Here is a 16,241-nt window from a genome sequence, read left to right on the forward strand (position 1 = left end):
GAATCATCGGGTATTACCGAATTTGAGAAATGTGCATCTACATATCGAAATTGGTCAAAAGAGATATTGAATGCGTTTAAATATGGGCTCACAAATGGACCAACAGAAGGATTTAATAACAAAATAAAGGTACTTAAACGTAACTCTTTTGGAATCAAAAATTTCAGAAGGTTCCGAACCAGAATTTTACATTGTACTAGATAATTTTAAAGAGACTGACACGGAGGTTTATTTCGTGTACCCAAAAACAGATAATTATAAGTAGAATATCAAAAAGGCTCTAATACCAGTTGTAAAGTGGGTTCCAAGGAACCCACCCCAAAACTTGACAAAGAGCCAAATAATAGACTTTCAGGCACCTTATAATACTTGTTTTACAGCTATTTTTCGTACTGCTTTCGGCTGGTTTATGGATAGGCCTTCGAGAAGCCAGCGGAATTCTTGAGTTGATATTTTCAGAACTTCATCCTGCTACATTTCCTTCCACAGAAAAGGAACAGACTGTTAGAAAAAGGATCCAACTTAAAATTTTGTTGTACAATGGCTACCAGGCCATCAATGGATTTACGCATATCAGTGTATCCACAGGCAAGATAGATATGCTCAGCCTGTGAGATATCCCCTAACATACTTTATTTACCGCCGATAATACGGCATGGATTAACTCGACTGTAGCAGTGTTATTGAATCCGATCTCCATTCCATTTACAGATAGAATAACATCTGCAGGCATTCGTTTCTGAGGAATTGGAAGTTTGGCAAAAACCGTACTATTTTGAGAAACTGGCTGATGTATATCTTCTGGTGTGACGGTAGGAAAATCCTCTAAAGTTCTAAGACGTACTTTTTTTAACCAATAGTAATAACTTCCCTCAAGGATGCCGTTTTGATTGCACCACTGCCTTACAGGAAGTCCACTGGTTATACATTCCTGAATAATAGAAGTCCATTTCTGTATGCTATAATGGTGTTTTACTTCTTGGGTAGTCACTTAAAAAACCTCCCTATAGTATTTTGAAAAGTTCAAAATACTTGTAATAGTAATTTAAGTGATTATCTCATAAAAATGACACTAGCAACATCCACCATCTTATATGTCGGTTACGTTCCATGCCATAACACCATGACTTTTTGGAGCATAATATATTTGAAAGGGTGGCATAACCATTATCAAAAATAATTTGCTTAACCCTTATTTTACCAGGATAAGAGTACCAATCTAAATCATAATTGCTATTTCCTCTATAAAGACTCATGAATTCATCAGCAAATATTTATAACGAAGTTATAGAAAAGTACAATCAGTTATTCTTTTCCATCTGAATTTGTTTCATTTCATTTTTCCATGTCTGTTCATATAAAATGCCCATTTCAATATATCATCCGCTTTCTTTAGGATTTGCTCTCTTGCCTAGACTTCCAGAGCTCTGGAAGTTTCCTTGTTGGGAAGAATCGCAAGTATGGAAAGACCTAATATCTCTATTACAATAAGGTTTATTTCTTCATTCTCTCTAATTTCTTTCAAAATCCCTTTTGCAAGAGCTTCACTAGATTTAATGGCATCTTTTAGCTGCAAGCCATCCGGGGTTTTCTTTGTTAATACTCTTACTATGTTTATTACTCTTTGGGGTAGCTTTTGAGGATCATCGGAAATATATCCTTTGCCTTTCATATCAAGGGTATAATTGTGAAGTCCTGAAGCCTTCTTTTGATCAACTATTCTGAATGTAATCTGTCCCTGGACTGTCACGGTTTTAACAGGATTTTAATACCACTAGGTTTGATACTTAACAGAAACAATCATTCCATCAATTAGAAATTACTTTAGATTTTACAAAAGCATTTTTAGCTTCTTTAACCTTTTCCCACCTTTTGAATAGGTTAGCATTCCATACTGTAGTAGTCTTACTCATACCTATCAATTGATGCAACTCAGATAAATCTAATACATGGAAAAACGCACCAACACTTTTTGATCTAGCTATCAATTCCTTCCCGATACTTTCCCAATCAAGGAACGGATACATCTCTGATATAAGAACAATACAATCAATCATCCCATTCTCTCTTTTATGAGGAATATTAACAATCTCCAATTGCTCATTAAATATTAATTCATTACTACGATATTTTTTTACAGCACCTTCAAGTTGATTCAGTGCTTTATCCAAATGTTTTGAAATATTTTTAACCCTCTTAGCTTTGTTAATAATTGTTCTGTCTAATATTGTTAAACATTTAGCCTCAATGAAACAAGTATGATTCTCGTCCCATGCTAAAATATCCGTTAATTCCCTTCGATTTTCTGTATTTAATCGCGGTGATTTTACCGAATTTCCAACTTCATAAAATGCCTCAATTAAGTGAAATACTGAATCCTCTAAACAACCTCCTTCATCTTTATCATCAATCGAAAATTTACCAACCAATGGAATAAAAAGTTTATTTGGTTCACCAAATTGAATTTCTAATTTACAGATAACACTTTTAACATCTCTTCCCACTATACGAGCATCAATCTGCATTTTATATTTTTCAAACAAATCTTCATTATTCTTAACATCAATAAAATCATAAATATTATTCATATAAGAATAAAGCTCCCTTGAGTTAAAAGTTGATGTAGCAGAAATTATAGGTCTTACAAGTTCATCAAAAAAATGTATTGGGAGCAACTTTTTCGACATACCTTCTCGAATTGAATTAAATTCATTTTCTGACCTTATTAATTGATAAGTGATTAAAGGACTTGTTGTATCATCCCAAACTACTAAACCACACGCAAGATATGTTCGGTTCCCTACTTCTAATATAGAAAATGCAAGAGCAAGAGGGCAACCTGCATATACTGATTTTAAAACTACTTGAGGTAACTTGATCAACATATACGGATGCTCTGGTTCCCCAATTTTAGAGAAAAAGATTCCTGAATGTTCATTTTTCATGTGACATTGGTCTTCATAACTAGGTATAAACATATACACATTCTCCTAACAAAAGTTGACTTATAGATAATCGATGAAACAGCATACTATGTTGCAAGTATAACAAATGCAATCTCCAATTCTCTTAAAACCCGTCTAATTTAACCCAATAACATTACCACTTTTCATACATTCTCAAAAGTTTTCGCTATCACACCGCAACTCTAACATATTTATAGTATTTATTCATTCATGCGATTTGTCTTGAATGTAACATTCGATCTGCTTACAAAAAAGGTTATTATGTAGAAACATATCCTAATTTTAAAAAATTCATGAAAATATATAGAGTTGGAATTGTAGTTATCTTGATAAACTTAGTTATGGAATACTATTATAAATCATTCCATATCCGAAATATTTATATGTTCATTTATTTAACAATTATTCAGAAATACACTTTATTATATATGTTTTCATAGATTTCCATGTTTGCTCCAAAAAATCAATATCCACCTCTGTTTCATTATGCATAAACTGGTTTAATGTATCCACAAGATGTCGCTTAGTTATTGCTTCTCGCCATATTTTCACCTGTTTATCCATGTTCTTTTTGTTTGAATAATAATTTAATACATTTATTATATTATCCTTCAAACTTTTCTCTGTAAAAGTTATTTTGTCAGGATATTTATTGGCAATATAACGCGTAGAACATTCTAATAAAGCTCTATAGATACCAGAAATAGAACAATAATAATTTTGCAATGATAAATGTGTTATTTCATAAATAAGCTGATAAATTTTATTACTTAAGTCATCTTTATTTCTTAATTGCTCTATTATTACTCCGTCAGCTTTTGAAAACGAAATACCTTTTGGGAAACGCTTTTTAGGTTTATATCCTTCATCCGGACGATACTCATCTGTATTTATTTCAGTTTTCTCTTTAGCTATTGTGATATTATTGGTTGCAGATGGATTTGGCTCAGCATTTAATTGTTTTTTAACATAGCTCTCTTGCGGATTCATCCTTACCAAAAAGTTACTCTTTCCACTATTATGCCCTGTAATAGTTGCAGCCCTACTATCCTTAGAATCGCCAGTAGTGGCAACAGCCTTTGCAGAAACTTCACTATCATTTTTATTCACTTTATATTTAGGATTTTTTTCTGCCACATCAATATTAAAAGTAAGAAACATAACAACGCCTTTTAATATGTACATTAATTTAGTAAATGTTTGGTCCTGAATAAAATCAGCACGCTCATTTGAGATTCTCAATTCTTCTTTATTTTCGTTAAACTCATTAAAGTTAACATAACCAAATACATTATGAGGTCGTAGATTAGTTAATTTCTTTCTTTGCGAAAAATCAGCTAGACCTAGCCAATCATTGTCAGGGGACAAATAATTATATAACGCAAATTGATTTACATAAACATTAACACCAGCACCATATTGCTTTAATGTCGCTCCCGCTGTCTGTTTAAAATAGACTACCATTCGTCCCTCAAATGAAGGTACATTATTTAATTCTGTATACCATTGATAAGTTGCTACATCATTTGTTCGTGTTCTAATAGTCTTTTCAATCCCATAATTATCTAATAATATTTTTTCTAATGTGTTAATATCAAATGATGATACTTCAATAATGGCGTCATTTATAACCTTATCTTTATCAGTTCCACACTTAAAATTTAGCTTTCCAGTCTCTTTACTATAACTAAATTCAACATCATACAACATATTAGAAAAATCTGTACTAAACAAAATCGAATTTGGTACATTATCATCTATTTTCAGAGATATTGAAGGGAAAAAAAGTTCTTCCTTTTTATACAGATATGTTGACAGATGTCTAATTTTCTGTAATTCTGTTTCTGTATTCAAAAATTCCATATCTGTTGGGCGTATATCATGAAGAGTGATTGTAGTTCCTTTTTTTATTCCATCTTCTATTTTACTTAATCCATAGTTCAAAACTCCAGCATTATTCAATGTCGCATTACATTTTTTGTCACCTCCTACATAAGTATCTATAGTTATTTCCTGACATATTGAAAAACAAGACAATATACCTAATCCTTTATTTCCAGTAAAGAAAAAACCATTACCATTACGTATATTATCATTCCTTTTCTTTGAAGAATACCCTGGTTTTGCTAAATTATTTATTTCATCAAGCGTTATTCCAATTCCGTTATCAATTATTTTTATATAATTACCTTTGCAATTGTAAATAATTTCTATATTAGTTGCCTCTGCATCCACTGAATTTTTAATTAATTCTGAAATTACTATTAATGGGCTCCCTACGGTTCCCAATAAACGGGTAATTTCAGATGATTCTATCTTTAGTTTTTCCTGCATTTTTTCACCTACTTCTTTTTATATATTTTTATGTACTCCTTGCTCATAGATTTAACTGCTCCTTGCTTCCCAATATGAGAAACTTTTAATGGCATTCGCTTTCCCATAATATTTCGGCTTAAAGTAGTTTCAATTTCTAAATTATATTTCCTTGCCAGATAATCATTAAACTTATCAAATGGTAGTTCCTTGTTATCAACCCTACGATTCCCCAAAGTCAAAACCAAAAGCTTTCCTGGCTTTAATACCCTCGCCATTTGTGAATAAACTAATTCATAATCGTTCCAAAAAGAAAATATCTTTTTCTTTTTTTCAGCACTAATGTTATTTAACAAAACATTATATTCTTTTTCTTTTGCATTTTCTATTTTTTTAATTCTTCCTCCAAGGCTTTCCCGATCAATCGCAGTAAACTTTTCTAACAGAATTGTATCGAAAGGCGCTAAATCATTTATATCAAACCACAGCAGGGGTAAAATAGAATATTGACCATAAGTAACCGTAGTATGATTATCACCATATGGCGGTGAAGTACATATTAAATCAATTGAATTGGTTGAGTAATTTTTCAATAGCTCACAAGAATCTCCCGTTTTTAATTCAACATCAATATTAGTTTTAAAACAATATTCTAAATAATGCATTAACACATTTCTCTTAAATTCGTCAATACAGTTATTTTTCATATTATTAATCTTTTCTTCTTCTTTTACATGCAATTTAAAAGTCGAAGTCCTTGTATTGCTAAACTTTTTTACAGTTTCTGCGAAACAACACCAAAAAAATCGTCTTGTTCTAATATCTTTCTCTTCAATTATTGCTGCTCTAATTAAACTCAACGCTTCAATAATATCTTCTCTAAACCATTTCTCAATATTGAAAAAAGTATGATTATCTACATTTCCTAAAAGCAGATTGAATCTACCAAACAATTCACTAATACTCTTTTCTATAGCTTCTGTAGCAATCCCCTCTAATCTAACACCTGTAATTAATGTTGCTAAAGGATTAATATCAAAGCCAATGGCATTAATTCCCAATTCTCTACTAATATCCAAAACTGTACCTGACCCCATGAAAGGATCTAATATATTATAAATATCAGAATCAAACTCTAAAATATCTTTAAGCAACTGACGTTGCATTGGTGCTACCATCTTAGCTGGATATTGTAAAACAGGATTATTTTCTCTATAATGAGCAAAATCCCAGTAATTGTCAGCATAACTATTTAATTTTTCAGCTAGGTTCATTTTTTCACCCCGTATATCTGTAATCTATTTCATTATATCATATTTTAAAAAATATACCATTTTTTTGTATCTCTTATAGGCTTCAGTGCTTTTTATAGTTCTCCTCCACTCTACTACGCTTTACTGCACTTGCCTCATAATTCTCATACAAATATCTTCTATTTTATCAATACTTTCACAACGTACAAGTAAACAAACCCTTTCTGTATACCTTAAAGATTTAAAAAATATATAGTGCGTATCTACTATACTTCCAACAGAAAACATTATTGTAGTAGCTAGTGAAATTTCATCGTCTAGACCTGCTGTTTCCAGAGTCTCAACCTTGCTGTTGCATCATTTGAAGCAAATCATTAAAGTCTACTAACGATATTAGATGTTGTTGGCGTTCTGCAAATTTTCTTGCATCTTTTGTAAACGATGAAGATGTAACCAGAACAGCTTTATTAGCTTTTCTATCAGACTGAACTCCGAGTAAACTTCTAACTAACTGAACGCCTATGTGATTTTTTTGTCATAACGTTTGCATTCAATCAGAATCATAAATGGTAATCCATTAATATTTCGTGTAGCAATAATGTCGCATCCGCCGTCTCGTGTAGCCTGAGTGACTTCTACAGAATATCCTTGTTGTTTAAACACTTCTGCTACAAGCTCCTCAAACTCCCGTGATGTAAGATTGTACAGTTCCTCTTTATTATATAAAATCCTATCGATATTAATGCACGCTTATTAACATCTGAATATATTTTTTCTTTATCGCAAGAATCATATTCAAACTCATAATAATCAACAGCAAGTTCTGGTGGTTGCACAAAATGGCCACCACAGCATTCTCTGTCTTCATAATTAAGGGTGTCTACTGGATATTCATATCCTCTAACAACATATCGAAGGTAATTTCCACACTCGTCACACCGACATTCTCCCTCAAAATGATACTCTATTTCATCTCCCATATTTCTTTCGTATGATGAGACGTTTAAATCCAACGAGTCTTTATGAATTACATGAACTGTTCCACACTCTTCGCATTGAACAACCAAATCGTTAGCAAGTTCCATTTGCATTCCTTCACCCCTCGTATAATATATTTAGATACTTAATAGTACCTTGATAACTTAATAAATTTTGTTCAATAGGCTTAGTTAACCCATAATATAATTGTCCTAGTGTCAATCAGGTAATAGTTCTTTCACCCCATGTTGAACCAGTTAATGGTTGCTTCATTTAAAGTCTGTTCCTCTGACATGGATGTTAGCTTCAAACCGGCTGGCTGTTTGCTTAAGTACATGGGCTACCATCTAGCAGTGTGGTTTCGCATCTGTCCATCTTAAGCTGGATTCTTATATGTGAGGGTGTCGATGCTCCATGATCATGGATTTACCAAGCCGATTGAACACTTAAATCTTACTACGAAAGAAGGTGATTTTATGAGCCCACTTTACGTCGGAATTGATGTAAGTAGCAAATCCAATGTCGTTTACTTAATGTTGCCTAATGGTAAAAAGCAGAGTAACTTCTCCGTTGCTAATTCACATGATGGTTCTACACAGTTAGTAAAAAGAATCCTTTCTGCATTAACTTCCCATTCCCTTGATGCTGTTCTCATAGGCCTCGAAGCAACCGCTGTCTATGGTGACAATCTTGTGTATTTTCTAAGGGCAGATGCTACTCTAGTATCCTTTTACAGAAAAATACATGTCCTCAATCCCAAGCAGGTCAAGAAGTTTAAAGATGCTTATAATGACCTGCCTAAGAATGACTATGTGGACTCTTTTGTTATTGCTGACTGCCTGCGTTTTGGTCGAATCAACAAAGAGGTATATATGGGAGACTACCGCTATAAAAGCTCTCCAGAACCTCACACGAGCACGTTATTTCGCTGTTTGCAACCTCACCAAGGAAAAACAACTCTTTATAAATGTGCTGTTCAAGAAGTATTCAACTATGACACAGGAGAAGATATTTTCTGATACCTTCAGTACTACTGCCCTTGCTATCTACGGTGAGTTTGACTCTGCAGAAGCATTGGCATGTATGGACTTACAAGAACTAACCGTTTTCATCATAGTGAAAGGAAAGAACCGTTTTCCAAATCCAGATGCGGTAGCCAAAGCCATTCAGAAAGCTGCTAGAAGTTCTTACCGTTTACCTAAAACAGTAAGTGATTCTGTGAATCAGGTGCTTTCTATATCCATAACCTCTATAAAGGTATTGGAAGCTCAAATGGAACTCTTACCTAACGTATTGATATCTATACCTGGTATTGGACCTGTATATTCAGCCGAAATTATGGTGGAAATAGCTGATATCAATCGTTTTAGCAATCAAGCAGAACTTGCAAAATATGCAGGTCTTGCCTGGACTCAGTATCAATCCGGTAACTTTGAATCCCAAACAACAAGTCTGTTTTAATATAGGCGGATATGTATTGTTATAAAGGCCAGGAAACAATATCCGGGGCAAAACAACGCTGCCAATCGTTACTCCTATACTTACTCCTATTGCAGATTTTAAAGCCCTTTTAAACATAAATTTTAACCTCATCAAATTCCTATTTATCGCTATTCACTCATCACACGAATGGATTACCGTAGTTTCGAATATCTGCATCTATGCTGATTATCTCATCAATGGGATTCCTCCAAATTCATCCCCTTAACCAGTATTTTAATTGACTATGAAACCTGCCCCAAAGCAAAATAAGTTTGCTTTTTGTGCTACCCTCAATGATCTAATATTATCACTTAAAGTACTGTACAGAGGTTCACAGCCTAATTGCCTGACTTCTTGCGCCCACTTAAAAAGGACAGCATAAGCATAACCGTTTCCCCGGAACGCTCCTAAAGTTTCAATTCCTGCTTCATGTGCTTTATGACTGATGCGAACACTTCGACAAATTGACACAGCCTGCCCTGCATGAACAAACGCTACACAAGGTAATGAAAAAGGAAACTCTTCCTTTAACCATTCAAATCCATCAGAAGTGTATTTACTTACGTTTTTGGAATCAAGAAGGATACAATCCCGTATTTTTTCTTCACTGTCAGGAACATAAAAGCATATCTCTTCGGTGTAACTGCTGCTTTGAAAACATTCAAGATATTGTTCAAAATACTTTGGTCTAGCGTTTGCATTCTGAACGATGGGTTCCTTCAAACACAATTCACTTACTTTAGAAATAATATCCTCAGAAACATCGTGTCGAAAATAATATATAGTTTCACCCTTAATAGTTCGTCCCATAATAAATTTGGGTGCAGACTTTGTGGTATCCCACGGTTCATTAATATTTAAAAGCCTCAAATCATCATTCAACGTGAATAATGATTCTATGTGCATCTGCATAAGTTCCACACTATTTAGCATATATGTCTTACCCCCTGCTATAAAATTTTTAAGATTTCTAAATATGGTATCATTCCTAAATTTATATTACAAGGGAAGAACAGTTATAAGTAAAATCATTTTAAACGATTTCTTAAAAGGTTGTAAAGATAATAAAATATTACGTATAGATTTATTCTCATCTACATTGATATTATCATTGTCTAAAGTAGATGTTTTCTTTGTTGGTATTAATCCAGCTACTCTAATATTTCATAGTGAAATGGTTATAAATGAATATGTTGAATTACTTATTAACTGTGATAAATTAACTGTGACAAATTATTAAAGTAGCTGGTTATCTGTATTTTCCATAATCAGGTGCGGCTGCTTATTCAGCAATCACCAGTTGAAAATATCCTTTCAGAATTAATCGTATATTATAGCTTTTCCTTCTTCCCGTAACTTTTTCAAAGATGTAATCATATGATTTATTTCTTCATCGGAATGTCTTTCCCATGAACCTAATTCAGCTATTATTTTCAAAGGAGATTTAGACCTATAAGAACGTGTAGGGTTACCAGGAAACCTTTTATCAGTTAAGTTTGGATCATTTTCATAATCACCTAATGGTTCCACTATATAAATTCTTTCCTTTGATTTAGATGTTGCTAATTCAGCACCCCATTTAGCAGCATCTAATGTTGCAGTAAAATATATATAGTTGGATTTTTTATCTTGGTAATTTGATAAATGTTGTGGTTTTAATAAATCTCCAATTTTTAGTTCTGCCTTAGTACCATGAAAGAAAGGTCCATTATCTAAGATATCATGTTTGTTATCCATACTGATCCACCCCTTATATTTTTAAATTTATGTATAAGATTATAGTGTAGAAATTATAAAAAAAGTAGTCTATAAATAAAATATAAATAATGATATAATGTAAGTAGGTAGGGTGTTGTCGAATGGCAATTACATTATTTATCTTTTAATAAGCCTTTTGAAAGAGCACTCGAATGCCCTCACCATAGACTTGATATACTTAATACTCTTTTATCCTTACTGGAATCCAGATTTCACTTCTATAATTCAGATTCTCATTGTCATGACTCCCATTCCACAAAATTTCAGGACTCTCATTCCCTCATATAAATGATTTAAATGAGGTGCTTCCGCAAAAAGGTCTCAAAGTCTGTCTGGTTTTTCAGTTGTATCTCTAATACTCCTGACTATAGCCTATTAACAAACGTATAATTTCATCAACTTCCCACAAATAACTAATTGTATAGCAAGTCTTTAATCTAAAATAAAACGATCATAAGCCATCTTTTTTCCTGTAATTGTCTTGAAATTTTCATCTATATATTTTTTTATTTTCTGCTGTTCGTTTTCTTTATTCATAACTGTTAAGTTCTCCAGAAAATCAGCTTCCCATTGTATTTGAAAGTCAAGACCATCAATTTTAGATGGTGTATGATGATTACCAATTATAAAGCATATCCTATCAATATTTTTGTTATATCCTACCTTTTTCAATATTTCTTTTGCTACTGTTGGTCCTTCCTTTTCCTGGTAAGCGCCTTCTATAGTACCATATTTTCTTTGTGCTTCAACAGCACCGATATCATGAAGTATTGTAACAATGCTGATTAATTCTTTTTCTTCTTCTCCGATATTTTCACCCTTCATTATATCTTCTGCATTATTCAATACTTTAAGGGTATGATCCACACCGAATGGAATTTCTTTAAATACTTCTTTCATCTCACTAATAATTTTCTCTTTGAACATGGATTACCTCCAATTGATTACTATTTGTACCAAAAGTCATTTACTGAAACAGGTGCTAAAACTTTCACCTCATCAAATTCCTTATTTATCCTTATTCAATCATCACACGAATGGATTACCATAGTTTCGAATATCTGCCCATCTATGTTGATTATCTCATCAATAGGGATCACTGTGCCATCAGTCATAATGACAACCCGTTCATATTGGTCTATCTTTTTAGCCGCACTGATAGCAGTGACATAGGCTCCACCATTCTTCTTCGTGTCTGGTTGAAAGTAGGTGATTGCAATTTCGGGATATTCTTTAAGCCGGTCTGCTATGATTTGCAACCTATCGCTCAATGAGTCCTTCATGTATTCGTCCAATTCTACTCTCTCGTCCGTCAGTCTTGCGGTTTCTTTGATAGCGGCATCATAGCCGGTCAGCGCGGCGAAAGGGGAAAATTGAGCTGCCCTGTCAATGGCTGCCATATGAGGGTGTGTCGTAGAGACATGGTGCGGTAGATGGATGATGTCGTCATATGTCTTTGTCATGTCATATTCCTTTGTCATGCCTTGTGTCCTCCAATCTGCTTATTCCGGTCTACTGTGGTAGCCCCTTCCTCCAAATTCATCCCCTTTAGAACGGCATTCTTGCCGTATTTCTTTTTTATCTCCAGCATTGCTTTCTGCATCTTTTTTTCTCGTACCAGCTCAGCTTCTTCTTCCTCTTTTTTCGCCTGTTCTGCCACGTAATCCGTAAAAAGGTCAAGCTGTTCAAAGTTATCCATCTTTTGAACGGTTGCCTCATCAACAACATGATTCGCTGTAATGTTGACTCTTCTGACCAGAAGATTTTTATCAACAATGCGTTCAAACAGTTCTGTGACAGCATTCAGTATTTGCTGTGTAGAAGATGTGTGTCCTCCAAGATTTGTTGTGCCATGAGCGGATTTTGGAACGGCGCGTCCGTAGTGGTCAATGGTAATTTCCCCTTGATATGATTTCTTTATCTTCGGGTTCGTCAGATTTTCAATATCATATCCCACCGTCAAAACAAGCTGGTCGGTCACAAGCCTTTTATCCACCAGATCAAGCACCAGCAGATCGGTCATTTCCCGTACAATCAGCTTCGTCTTGTCATAGGTATAGACACATTGCAGTACCTGTCCCGATCCAATACTATTTGTGCTTGGCTTATACGCTTTAATATCAGCAATCGTGCATGGCTCCCACCCCCACGCATGGTCAATCAGCAGTTCCGCATTGATGCCGAACAACTTGTACAGCAAATCCTCGTTGTAGTAATCGGTAGGCTTACCGAGTGAGCACCTTGCGATATCTCCCATGGTAAAGAGACCTTGTCCCTCCAGTTTCTTGGCATATCCTTTACCAACACGCCAAAAGTCTGTTAGAGGCTGGTGGGACCACAGCAAGCGACGATAGCTCATTTCGTCCAATTCAGCGATCTGCACGCCGTTTTGATCCACCGGAATACGCTTTGCCTGAATATCCATAGCGATCTTGCAAAGGTACAAGTTTGTACCGATTCCCGCTGATGCTGTAATGCCGGTGGTCTTTACAATATCCAGAATTATTTTCGTTGCTAGCTCACGAGCTGAAAGATTGTAGGTGTTCAGATAATCGGTGGCATCAATGAATACCTCATCGATGGAATAGACATGAATATCTTCGGGCGCAATGTACTTCAAGTAGATATTGTAAATCTTTGTGCTGTACTCTATATAATATGCCATTCTGGGTGGAGCAATAATATAGTCCAGAGAGATACCTGGTGAGGATTTCAATTCAGTATCACTGAAGGATACGCCGGAAAAGGCTTGTCCTGGTGCTTTGTGTAGCCGTGCCGCATTTACTTCCCTGACCTTCTGCACGACCTCAAACAGCCTCGCTCTACCGGGAATGCCGTATGCTCTGAGGGAGGGGGAGACGGCGAGACAAATGGTTTTTTCAGTGCGGCTTGCATCAGCGACAACAAGGTTAGTAGTCAGCGGATCAAGCCCTCTTTCCATGCACTCGACCGAAGCGTAGAAGGATTTTAAATCGATCGCAAAATAGGTTCTGTTCTTCATATTTATTCTCAGTCGCCTCCTTAAAAGTTTATCTGTTTAAGATTATGTCTCTATCATAGTATGCACAAGCACAGCTTCAAAAGTTACATATTAATTTACTTTTTTATAAAATTCTGTATTAATTATAACATTACACCTTTCATTTTTCGATGTCAAATTTGGAAAAGATAAAGCTGCCAACAATAAAACCCTGTCCTCTTGCAAGGGTACTCTGGACGATTTTGGGGAGGTAATGTAACAGAGCCGTTGTATCAGAAAAATTGCAACGGCTCATATTTATTTACTTAATCAAATACCCAGCTATCATCTTCTTTTTTAAAAACAGCAAGAAATTCTGTATTACATATGTTCCCCAATAACATATTTCCACTTTATTTTCACTAATATCAATTCATGCCGGCTCAAATTGATAGTATATAACATCACGACATTCCTTTTCATAAATCTTTTGACAGTGGGATTGCATTTGATTGTCAAAATACGGAAATTCCGAATAACTTCCAAAAGAAATTCTTTATTCACCTGATTACCACCTTCAATTTCAATAGAAAGGTATGGATTTGTAATTTCTATCAGCGGGTGAATTGCTGATAGTGTATTAATATAATCAATTATTTGGTTAACATCATATGGGTTCATTAAAGATGGTTATTAATAGAAATGGCAATTGACTTTTCCCGGCACCATTTGCTCCTACTAAACCAATACGGGCATAATCATATATTTCTAGTTCATCTATATCTAAAACATCACGTCCTGTGAATTCCACACGAATGTCTTTTGCTGTTAAAATCAATTCCATATTATTTTCCTCCTGTCTAATCGCATGTTTTCAGTTGCACTCAGGGAAAACCAGCGATTTAATCAGTAAGAATTACATGAAAATATAATACATAAATATCCCTCCAATAATGTCTATTTTATTTTGAATCTAATTTTCTAATCTCAGTCATCATCGGGCAAACTATAGCAATGCCGATGATTAAAATACCTGAGATTAAAAACCAATGGTTTACACCAATTCTATCAGCAAAGAACCCGGAAAGGGTTAACCCAAGTGGCATAGCAAGTGACATGATACTCCCAGTCAAGGAAAATACACGCCCTAAATATTCAGGCTTAATTTTCTCCTGAAAAAGAGCTGTTTGTACACCGCTGTAAAATGGCACCGAAAGCCCCATTATTGCACAGCAAACTACAAATATAGCAAATCCATTTGGAGGAAGTAATCCTGAGACGGCTAGACTAGCTCCCATCATAAAAAATGAACCTGTTATTAATAGTACACGCTTTTCGTAACTTCCCAATCTTCCTAATATCAAGCTTCCTGCCAGCATACCAGAGGCAAATGCAATTTCTGTAATAGAAATATGCATCGGTGTCCCTTTAAAATATTCCACGCTGATTAAAGGATATAGTGCATTAATTGGCATATAAACAAATGTATATAGTGTTCCTAAAAGTAATAAGACAAATAACCCTTTGTTTTGTCTCAGTACGACAATTCCTCCTTTCATTTCTTTTATGAAATTAGGTTGCAAACTTTGCTGGTCTACTTTAAGCTTTGGAATATTTACAAATGCTACTGTGAAACTAGCAATTACAGCACCTAGCACATCGACGGCTATAATCGTATTTAATTCCCAAACAGAGTATAACAATGCCGCAATTGCTGGACTTAAAATATAACTTATAGACTGCAAAGACTGGCTATAACCCGCGCATTTGGTCAACTGATCTTCCGGTACTAATAGAGGCGTGACCGCATTCAGGGCAGGGGAATGAAAAGCTGTTCCAATGCTACGGATAAACAATACTACCATAACCATCCAGACAGGTAACTCCATATATAATGAAATAATAGCTAGTACTGCTCCAGCTGCTGCGATAATTAAATCAGCACCAATCATTATCTTTTTCCTATCGTAGCGATCTACTAGCACACCAATTGCTGGCCCAAAAACCGCATAGGGTAGAAAACCAACTAATGAGGTCATAGACAAGACCATCGCAGATCCTGTTTTTTCTGTAAGATAAAAAATAATCGCCATTTGTAGGATGGCACTTGTAATCAAAGATATTGCCTGCCCTGTCCATATTGTATAAAACTTCAATTTCCAGTTGTTGTATTTTTCCATTTTTATAATCTCCCGCATATTATTTTGCTTGAATTTGTATTTTAAATAGTATTCCAGGCAATAAAAAAGTGTCTTCGGCACATCAGCTCCCCTAGCCCCTCATTCATGAGGGGAATCTGGGGGTTTCTTTTTTTGTCATTCTGTTTCATAATAGTCATATGAATATATTACAGAAGATTTTCAATGACAATTATGAAATAATTAAATATTCTCTTCATCCTCGCCATGTTGTTATGGAAAACATTGAAAAGATGATTAACTGCGGCGATCCTTCCTTTGGCGGTGCCATGTACGGCTGTTCCCATTGTGGTGAACTTAAATTCGTTCCGTTTCGCTGTCACTCCAAGTTTTG

General features: G+C 34.7%; 20 protein-coding genes. 4 read left to right on the plus strand and 16 right to left on the minus strand.

Annotated features, from left to right (window positions below; all coding sequences use genetic code 11):
• A partial coding sequence (locus BM183_RS19350) for a transposase (protein ID WP_139221561.1) occupies window positions 1-204 on the plus strand: 204 nt, incomplete at its 5' end.
• 251 nt (window positions 205-455) lie between these two features.
• On the opposite strand, the gene tnpB is transcribed toward BM183_RS19350, so the two are convergent.
• The 9 genes from tnpB to BM183_RS19395 form a co-directional block, all read right to left on the minus strand.
• Window positions 456-629, minus strand: a complete 174-nt coding sequence (tnpB, locus tag BM183_RS21720; protein WP_091689080.1) for an IS66 family insertion sequence element accessory protein TnpB — start codon at window positions 627-629, stop codon at window positions 456-458.
• A complete protein-coding gene (gene tnpA / locus BM183_RS19360; protein WP_091689082.1) occupies window positions 623-991 on the minus strand; it encodes an IS66 family insertion sequence element accessory protein TnpA in 369 nt (122 codons plus the stop codon). Before tnpA ends, tnpB begins: the two co-directional genes overlap by 7 nt.
• Window positions 992-1,411: 420 nt before the next feature.
• Window positions 1,412-1,750, minus strand: a complete 339-nt coding sequence (locus BM183_RS19365; RefSeq protein ID WP_242961057.1) for a hypothetical protein — start codon at window positions 1,748-1,750, stop codon at window positions 1,412-1,414.
• A 58-nt stretch (window positions 1,751-1,808) separates the two neighbouring features.
• The gene (locus BM183_RS19370) at window positions 1,809-2,978 is read right to left on the minus strand and encodes a hypothetical protein (RefSeq protein WP_091689084.1); all 1,170 of its coding nucleotides are present in this window, start codon (window positions 2,976-2,978) and stop codon (window positions 1,809-1,811) included.
• A 390-nt stretch (window positions 2,979-3,368) separates the two neighbouring features.
• Window positions 3,369-5,300 (minus strand): ATP-binding protein, encoded by a 1,932-nt coding sequence (locus tag BM183_RS19375; protein ID WP_091689086.1) that lies wholly within the window; start codon window positions 5,298-5,300, stop codon window positions 3,369-3,371.
• Between the two features lie 8 nt (window positions 5,301-5,308).
• The gene (locus tag BM183_RS19380) at window positions 5,309-6,553 is read right to left on the minus strand and encodes a DNA methyltransferase (RefSeq protein WP_091689088.1); all 1,245 of its coding nucleotides are present in this window, start codon (window positions 6,551-6,553) and stop codon (window positions 5,309-5,311) included.
• 319 nt (window positions 6,554-6,872) lie between these two features.
• On the minus strand, window positions 6,873-7,055 hold the full coding sequence (locus BM183_RS21725) for a restriction endonuclease (RefSeq protein ID WP_091689106.1): 183 nt from the start codon (window positions 7,053-7,055) through the stop codon (window positions 6,873-6,875).
• Window positions 7,052-7,195 carry a restriction endonuclease gene (locus BM183_RS21730; RefSeq protein ID WP_242961058.1) on the minus strand — a complete coding sequence of 48 codons (144 nt, stop codon included), beginning with the start codon at window positions 7,193-7,195 and terminating at the stop codon, window positions 7,052-7,054. The genes BM183_RS21725 and BM183_RS21730 overlap by 4 nt, the downstream gene beginning before the upstream one ends.
• A gap of 5 nt (window positions 7,196-7,200) precedes the next feature.
• Window positions 7,201-7,623: a hypothetical protein gene (locus BM183_RS19395; protein WP_091689092.1), complete on the minus strand. Its 423-nt coding sequence runs from the start codon at window positions 7,621-7,623 to the stop codon at window positions 7,201-7,203.
• 294 nt (window positions 7,624-7,917) lie between these two features.
• Between BM183_RS19395 and BM183_RS21170 the strand changes: the two genes are divergently transcribed.
• On the plus strand, window positions 7,918-8,529 hold the full coding sequence (locus BM183_RS21170) for an IS110 family transposase (protein WP_242961059.1): 612 nt from the start codon (window positions 7,918-7,920) through the stop codon (window positions 8,527-8,529).
• Complete coding sequence (locus BM183_RS21175; protein ID WP_242961060.1) at window positions 8,504-8,971, plus strand: transposase; 468 nt, start codon at window positions 8,504-8,506, stop codon at window positions 8,969-8,971. The genes BM183_RS21170 and BM183_RS21175 overlap by 26 nt, the downstream gene beginning before the upstream one ends.
• Window positions 8,972-9,226: 255 nt before the next feature.
• On the opposite strand, the gene BM183_RS19405 is transcribed toward BM183_RS21175, so the two are convergent.
• From BM183_RS19405 to mef(A), 7 genes are all read right to left on the minus strand, one after another.
• Window positions 9,227-9,925 (minus strand): GNAT family N-acetyltransferase, encoded by a 699-nt coding sequence (locus tag BM183_RS19405; protein ID WP_091689094.1) that lies wholly within the window; start codon window positions 9,923-9,925, stop codon window positions 9,227-9,229.
• A gap of 387 nt (window positions 9,926-10,312) precedes the next feature.
• Window positions 10,313-10,729 (minus strand): NAD(+)--rifampin ADP-ribosyltransferase, encoded by a 417-nt coding sequence (arr, locus tag BM183_RS19410; protein ID WP_091689096.1) that lies wholly within the window; start codon window positions 10,727-10,729, stop codon window positions 10,313-10,315.
• A 453-nt stretch (window positions 10,730-11,182) separates the two neighbouring features.
• Window positions 11,183-11,677: an HD domain-containing protein gene (locus BM183_RS19415; protein ID WP_091689098.1), complete on the minus strand. Its 495-nt coding sequence runs from the start codon at window positions 11,675-11,677 to the stop codon at window positions 11,183-11,185.
• Window positions 11,678-11,772: 95 nt separating this feature from the next.
• Window positions 11,773-12,213: a hypothetical protein gene (locus tag BM183_RS19420; protein WP_091689108.1), complete on the minus strand. Its 441-nt coding sequence runs from the start codon at window positions 12,211-12,213 to the stop codon at window positions 11,773-11,775.
• Between the two features lie 14 nt (window positions 12,214-12,227).
• Entirely contained in the window at window positions 12,228-13,751 is a 1,524-nt protein-coding gene (locus BM183_RS19425; protein WP_091689100.1) for a Y-family DNA polymerase, read from the minus strand.
• Window positions 13,752-14,376: 625 nt separating this feature from the next.
• The gene (locus BM183_RS19435) at window positions 14,377-14,553 is read right to left on the minus strand and encodes a P-loop NTPase family protein (RefSeq protein WP_330392455.1); all 177 of its coding nucleotides are present in this window, start codon (window positions 14,551-14,553) and stop codon (window positions 14,377-14,379) included.
• A 118-nt stretch (window positions 14,554-14,671) separates the two neighbouring features.
• Complete coding sequence (mef(A), locus tag BM183_RS19440; RefSeq protein WP_091689104.1) at window positions 14,672-15,889, minus strand: macrolide efflux MFS transporter Mef(A); 1,218 nt, start codon at window positions 15,887-15,889, stop codon at window positions 14,672-14,674.
• A gap of 158 nt (window positions 15,890-16,047) precedes the next feature.
• Between mef(A) and BM183_RS21735 the strand changes: the two genes are divergently transcribed.
• Window positions 16,048-16,241, plus strand: a 194-nt coding sequence (locus BM183_RS21735; RefSeq protein WP_091689110.1) for a transposase zinc-binding domain-containing protein, incomplete at its 3' end; no start/stop codon positions are given.

The organism is Anaerocolumna aminovalerica (assembly GCF_900115365.1).
In the GTDB taxonomy this organism is placed as follows: domain Bacteria; phylum Bacillota; class Clostridia; order Lachnospirales; family Lachnospiraceae; genus Anaerocolumna; species Anaerocolumna aminovalerica.

Excerpts from the sequence above, each read along its gene's own strand:
- tnpB (WP_091689080.1), bottom strand. The coding sequence starts at position 629 with ATGTTAGGGGATATCTCACAGGCTGAGCATATCTATCTTGCCTGTGGA.
- BM183_RS19370 (WP_091689084.1), bottom strand. The coding sequence starts at position 2,978 with ATGTTTATACCTAGTTATGAAGACCAATGTCACATGAAAAATGAACAT.
- BM183_RS19375 (WP_091689086.1), bottom strand. The coding sequence starts at position 5,300 with ATGCAGGAAAAACTAAAGATAGAATCATCTGAAATTACCCGTTTATTG.
- BM183_RS19380 (WP_091689088.1), bottom strand. The coding sequence starts at position 6,553 with ATGAACCTAGCTGAAAAATTAAATAGTTATGCTGACAATTACTGGGAT.
- BM183_RS19395 (WP_091689092.1), bottom strand. The coding sequence starts at position 7,623 with ATGCAAATGGAACTTGCTAACGATTTGGTTGTTCAATGCGAAGAGTGT.
- BM183_RS21170 (WP_242961059.1), top strand. The coding sequence starts at position 7,918 with ATGCTCCATGATCATGGATTTACCAAGCCGATTGAACACTTAAATCTT.
- BM183_RS21175 (WP_242961060.1), top strand. The coding sequence starts at position 8,504 with ATGACACAGGAGAAGATATTTTCTGATACCTTCAGTACTACTGCCCTT.
- BM183_RS19405 (WP_091689094.1), bottom strand. The coding sequence starts at position 9,925 with ATGCTAAATAGTGTGGAACTTATGCAGATGCACATAGAATCATTATTC.
- arr (WP_091689096.1), bottom strand. The coding sequence starts at position 10,729 with ATGGATAACAAACATGATATCTTAGATAATGGACCTTTCTTTCATGGT.
- BM183_RS19415 (WP_091689098.1), bottom strand. The coding sequence starts at position 11,677 with ATGTTCAAAGAGAAAATTATTAGTGAGATGAAAGAAGTATTTAAAGAA.
- BM183_RS19420 (WP_091689108.1), bottom strand. The coding sequence starts at position 12,213 with ATGACAAAGACATATGACGACATCATCCATCTACCGCACCATGTCTCT.
- BM183_RS19425 (WP_091689100.1), bottom strand. The coding sequence starts at position 13,751 with ATGAAGAACAGAACCTATTTTGCGATCGATTTAAAATCCTTCTACGCT.
- BM183_RS19435 (WP_330392455.1), bottom strand. The coding sequence starts at position 14,553 with ATGGAATTGATTTTAACAGCAAAAGACATTCGTGTGGAATTCACAGGA.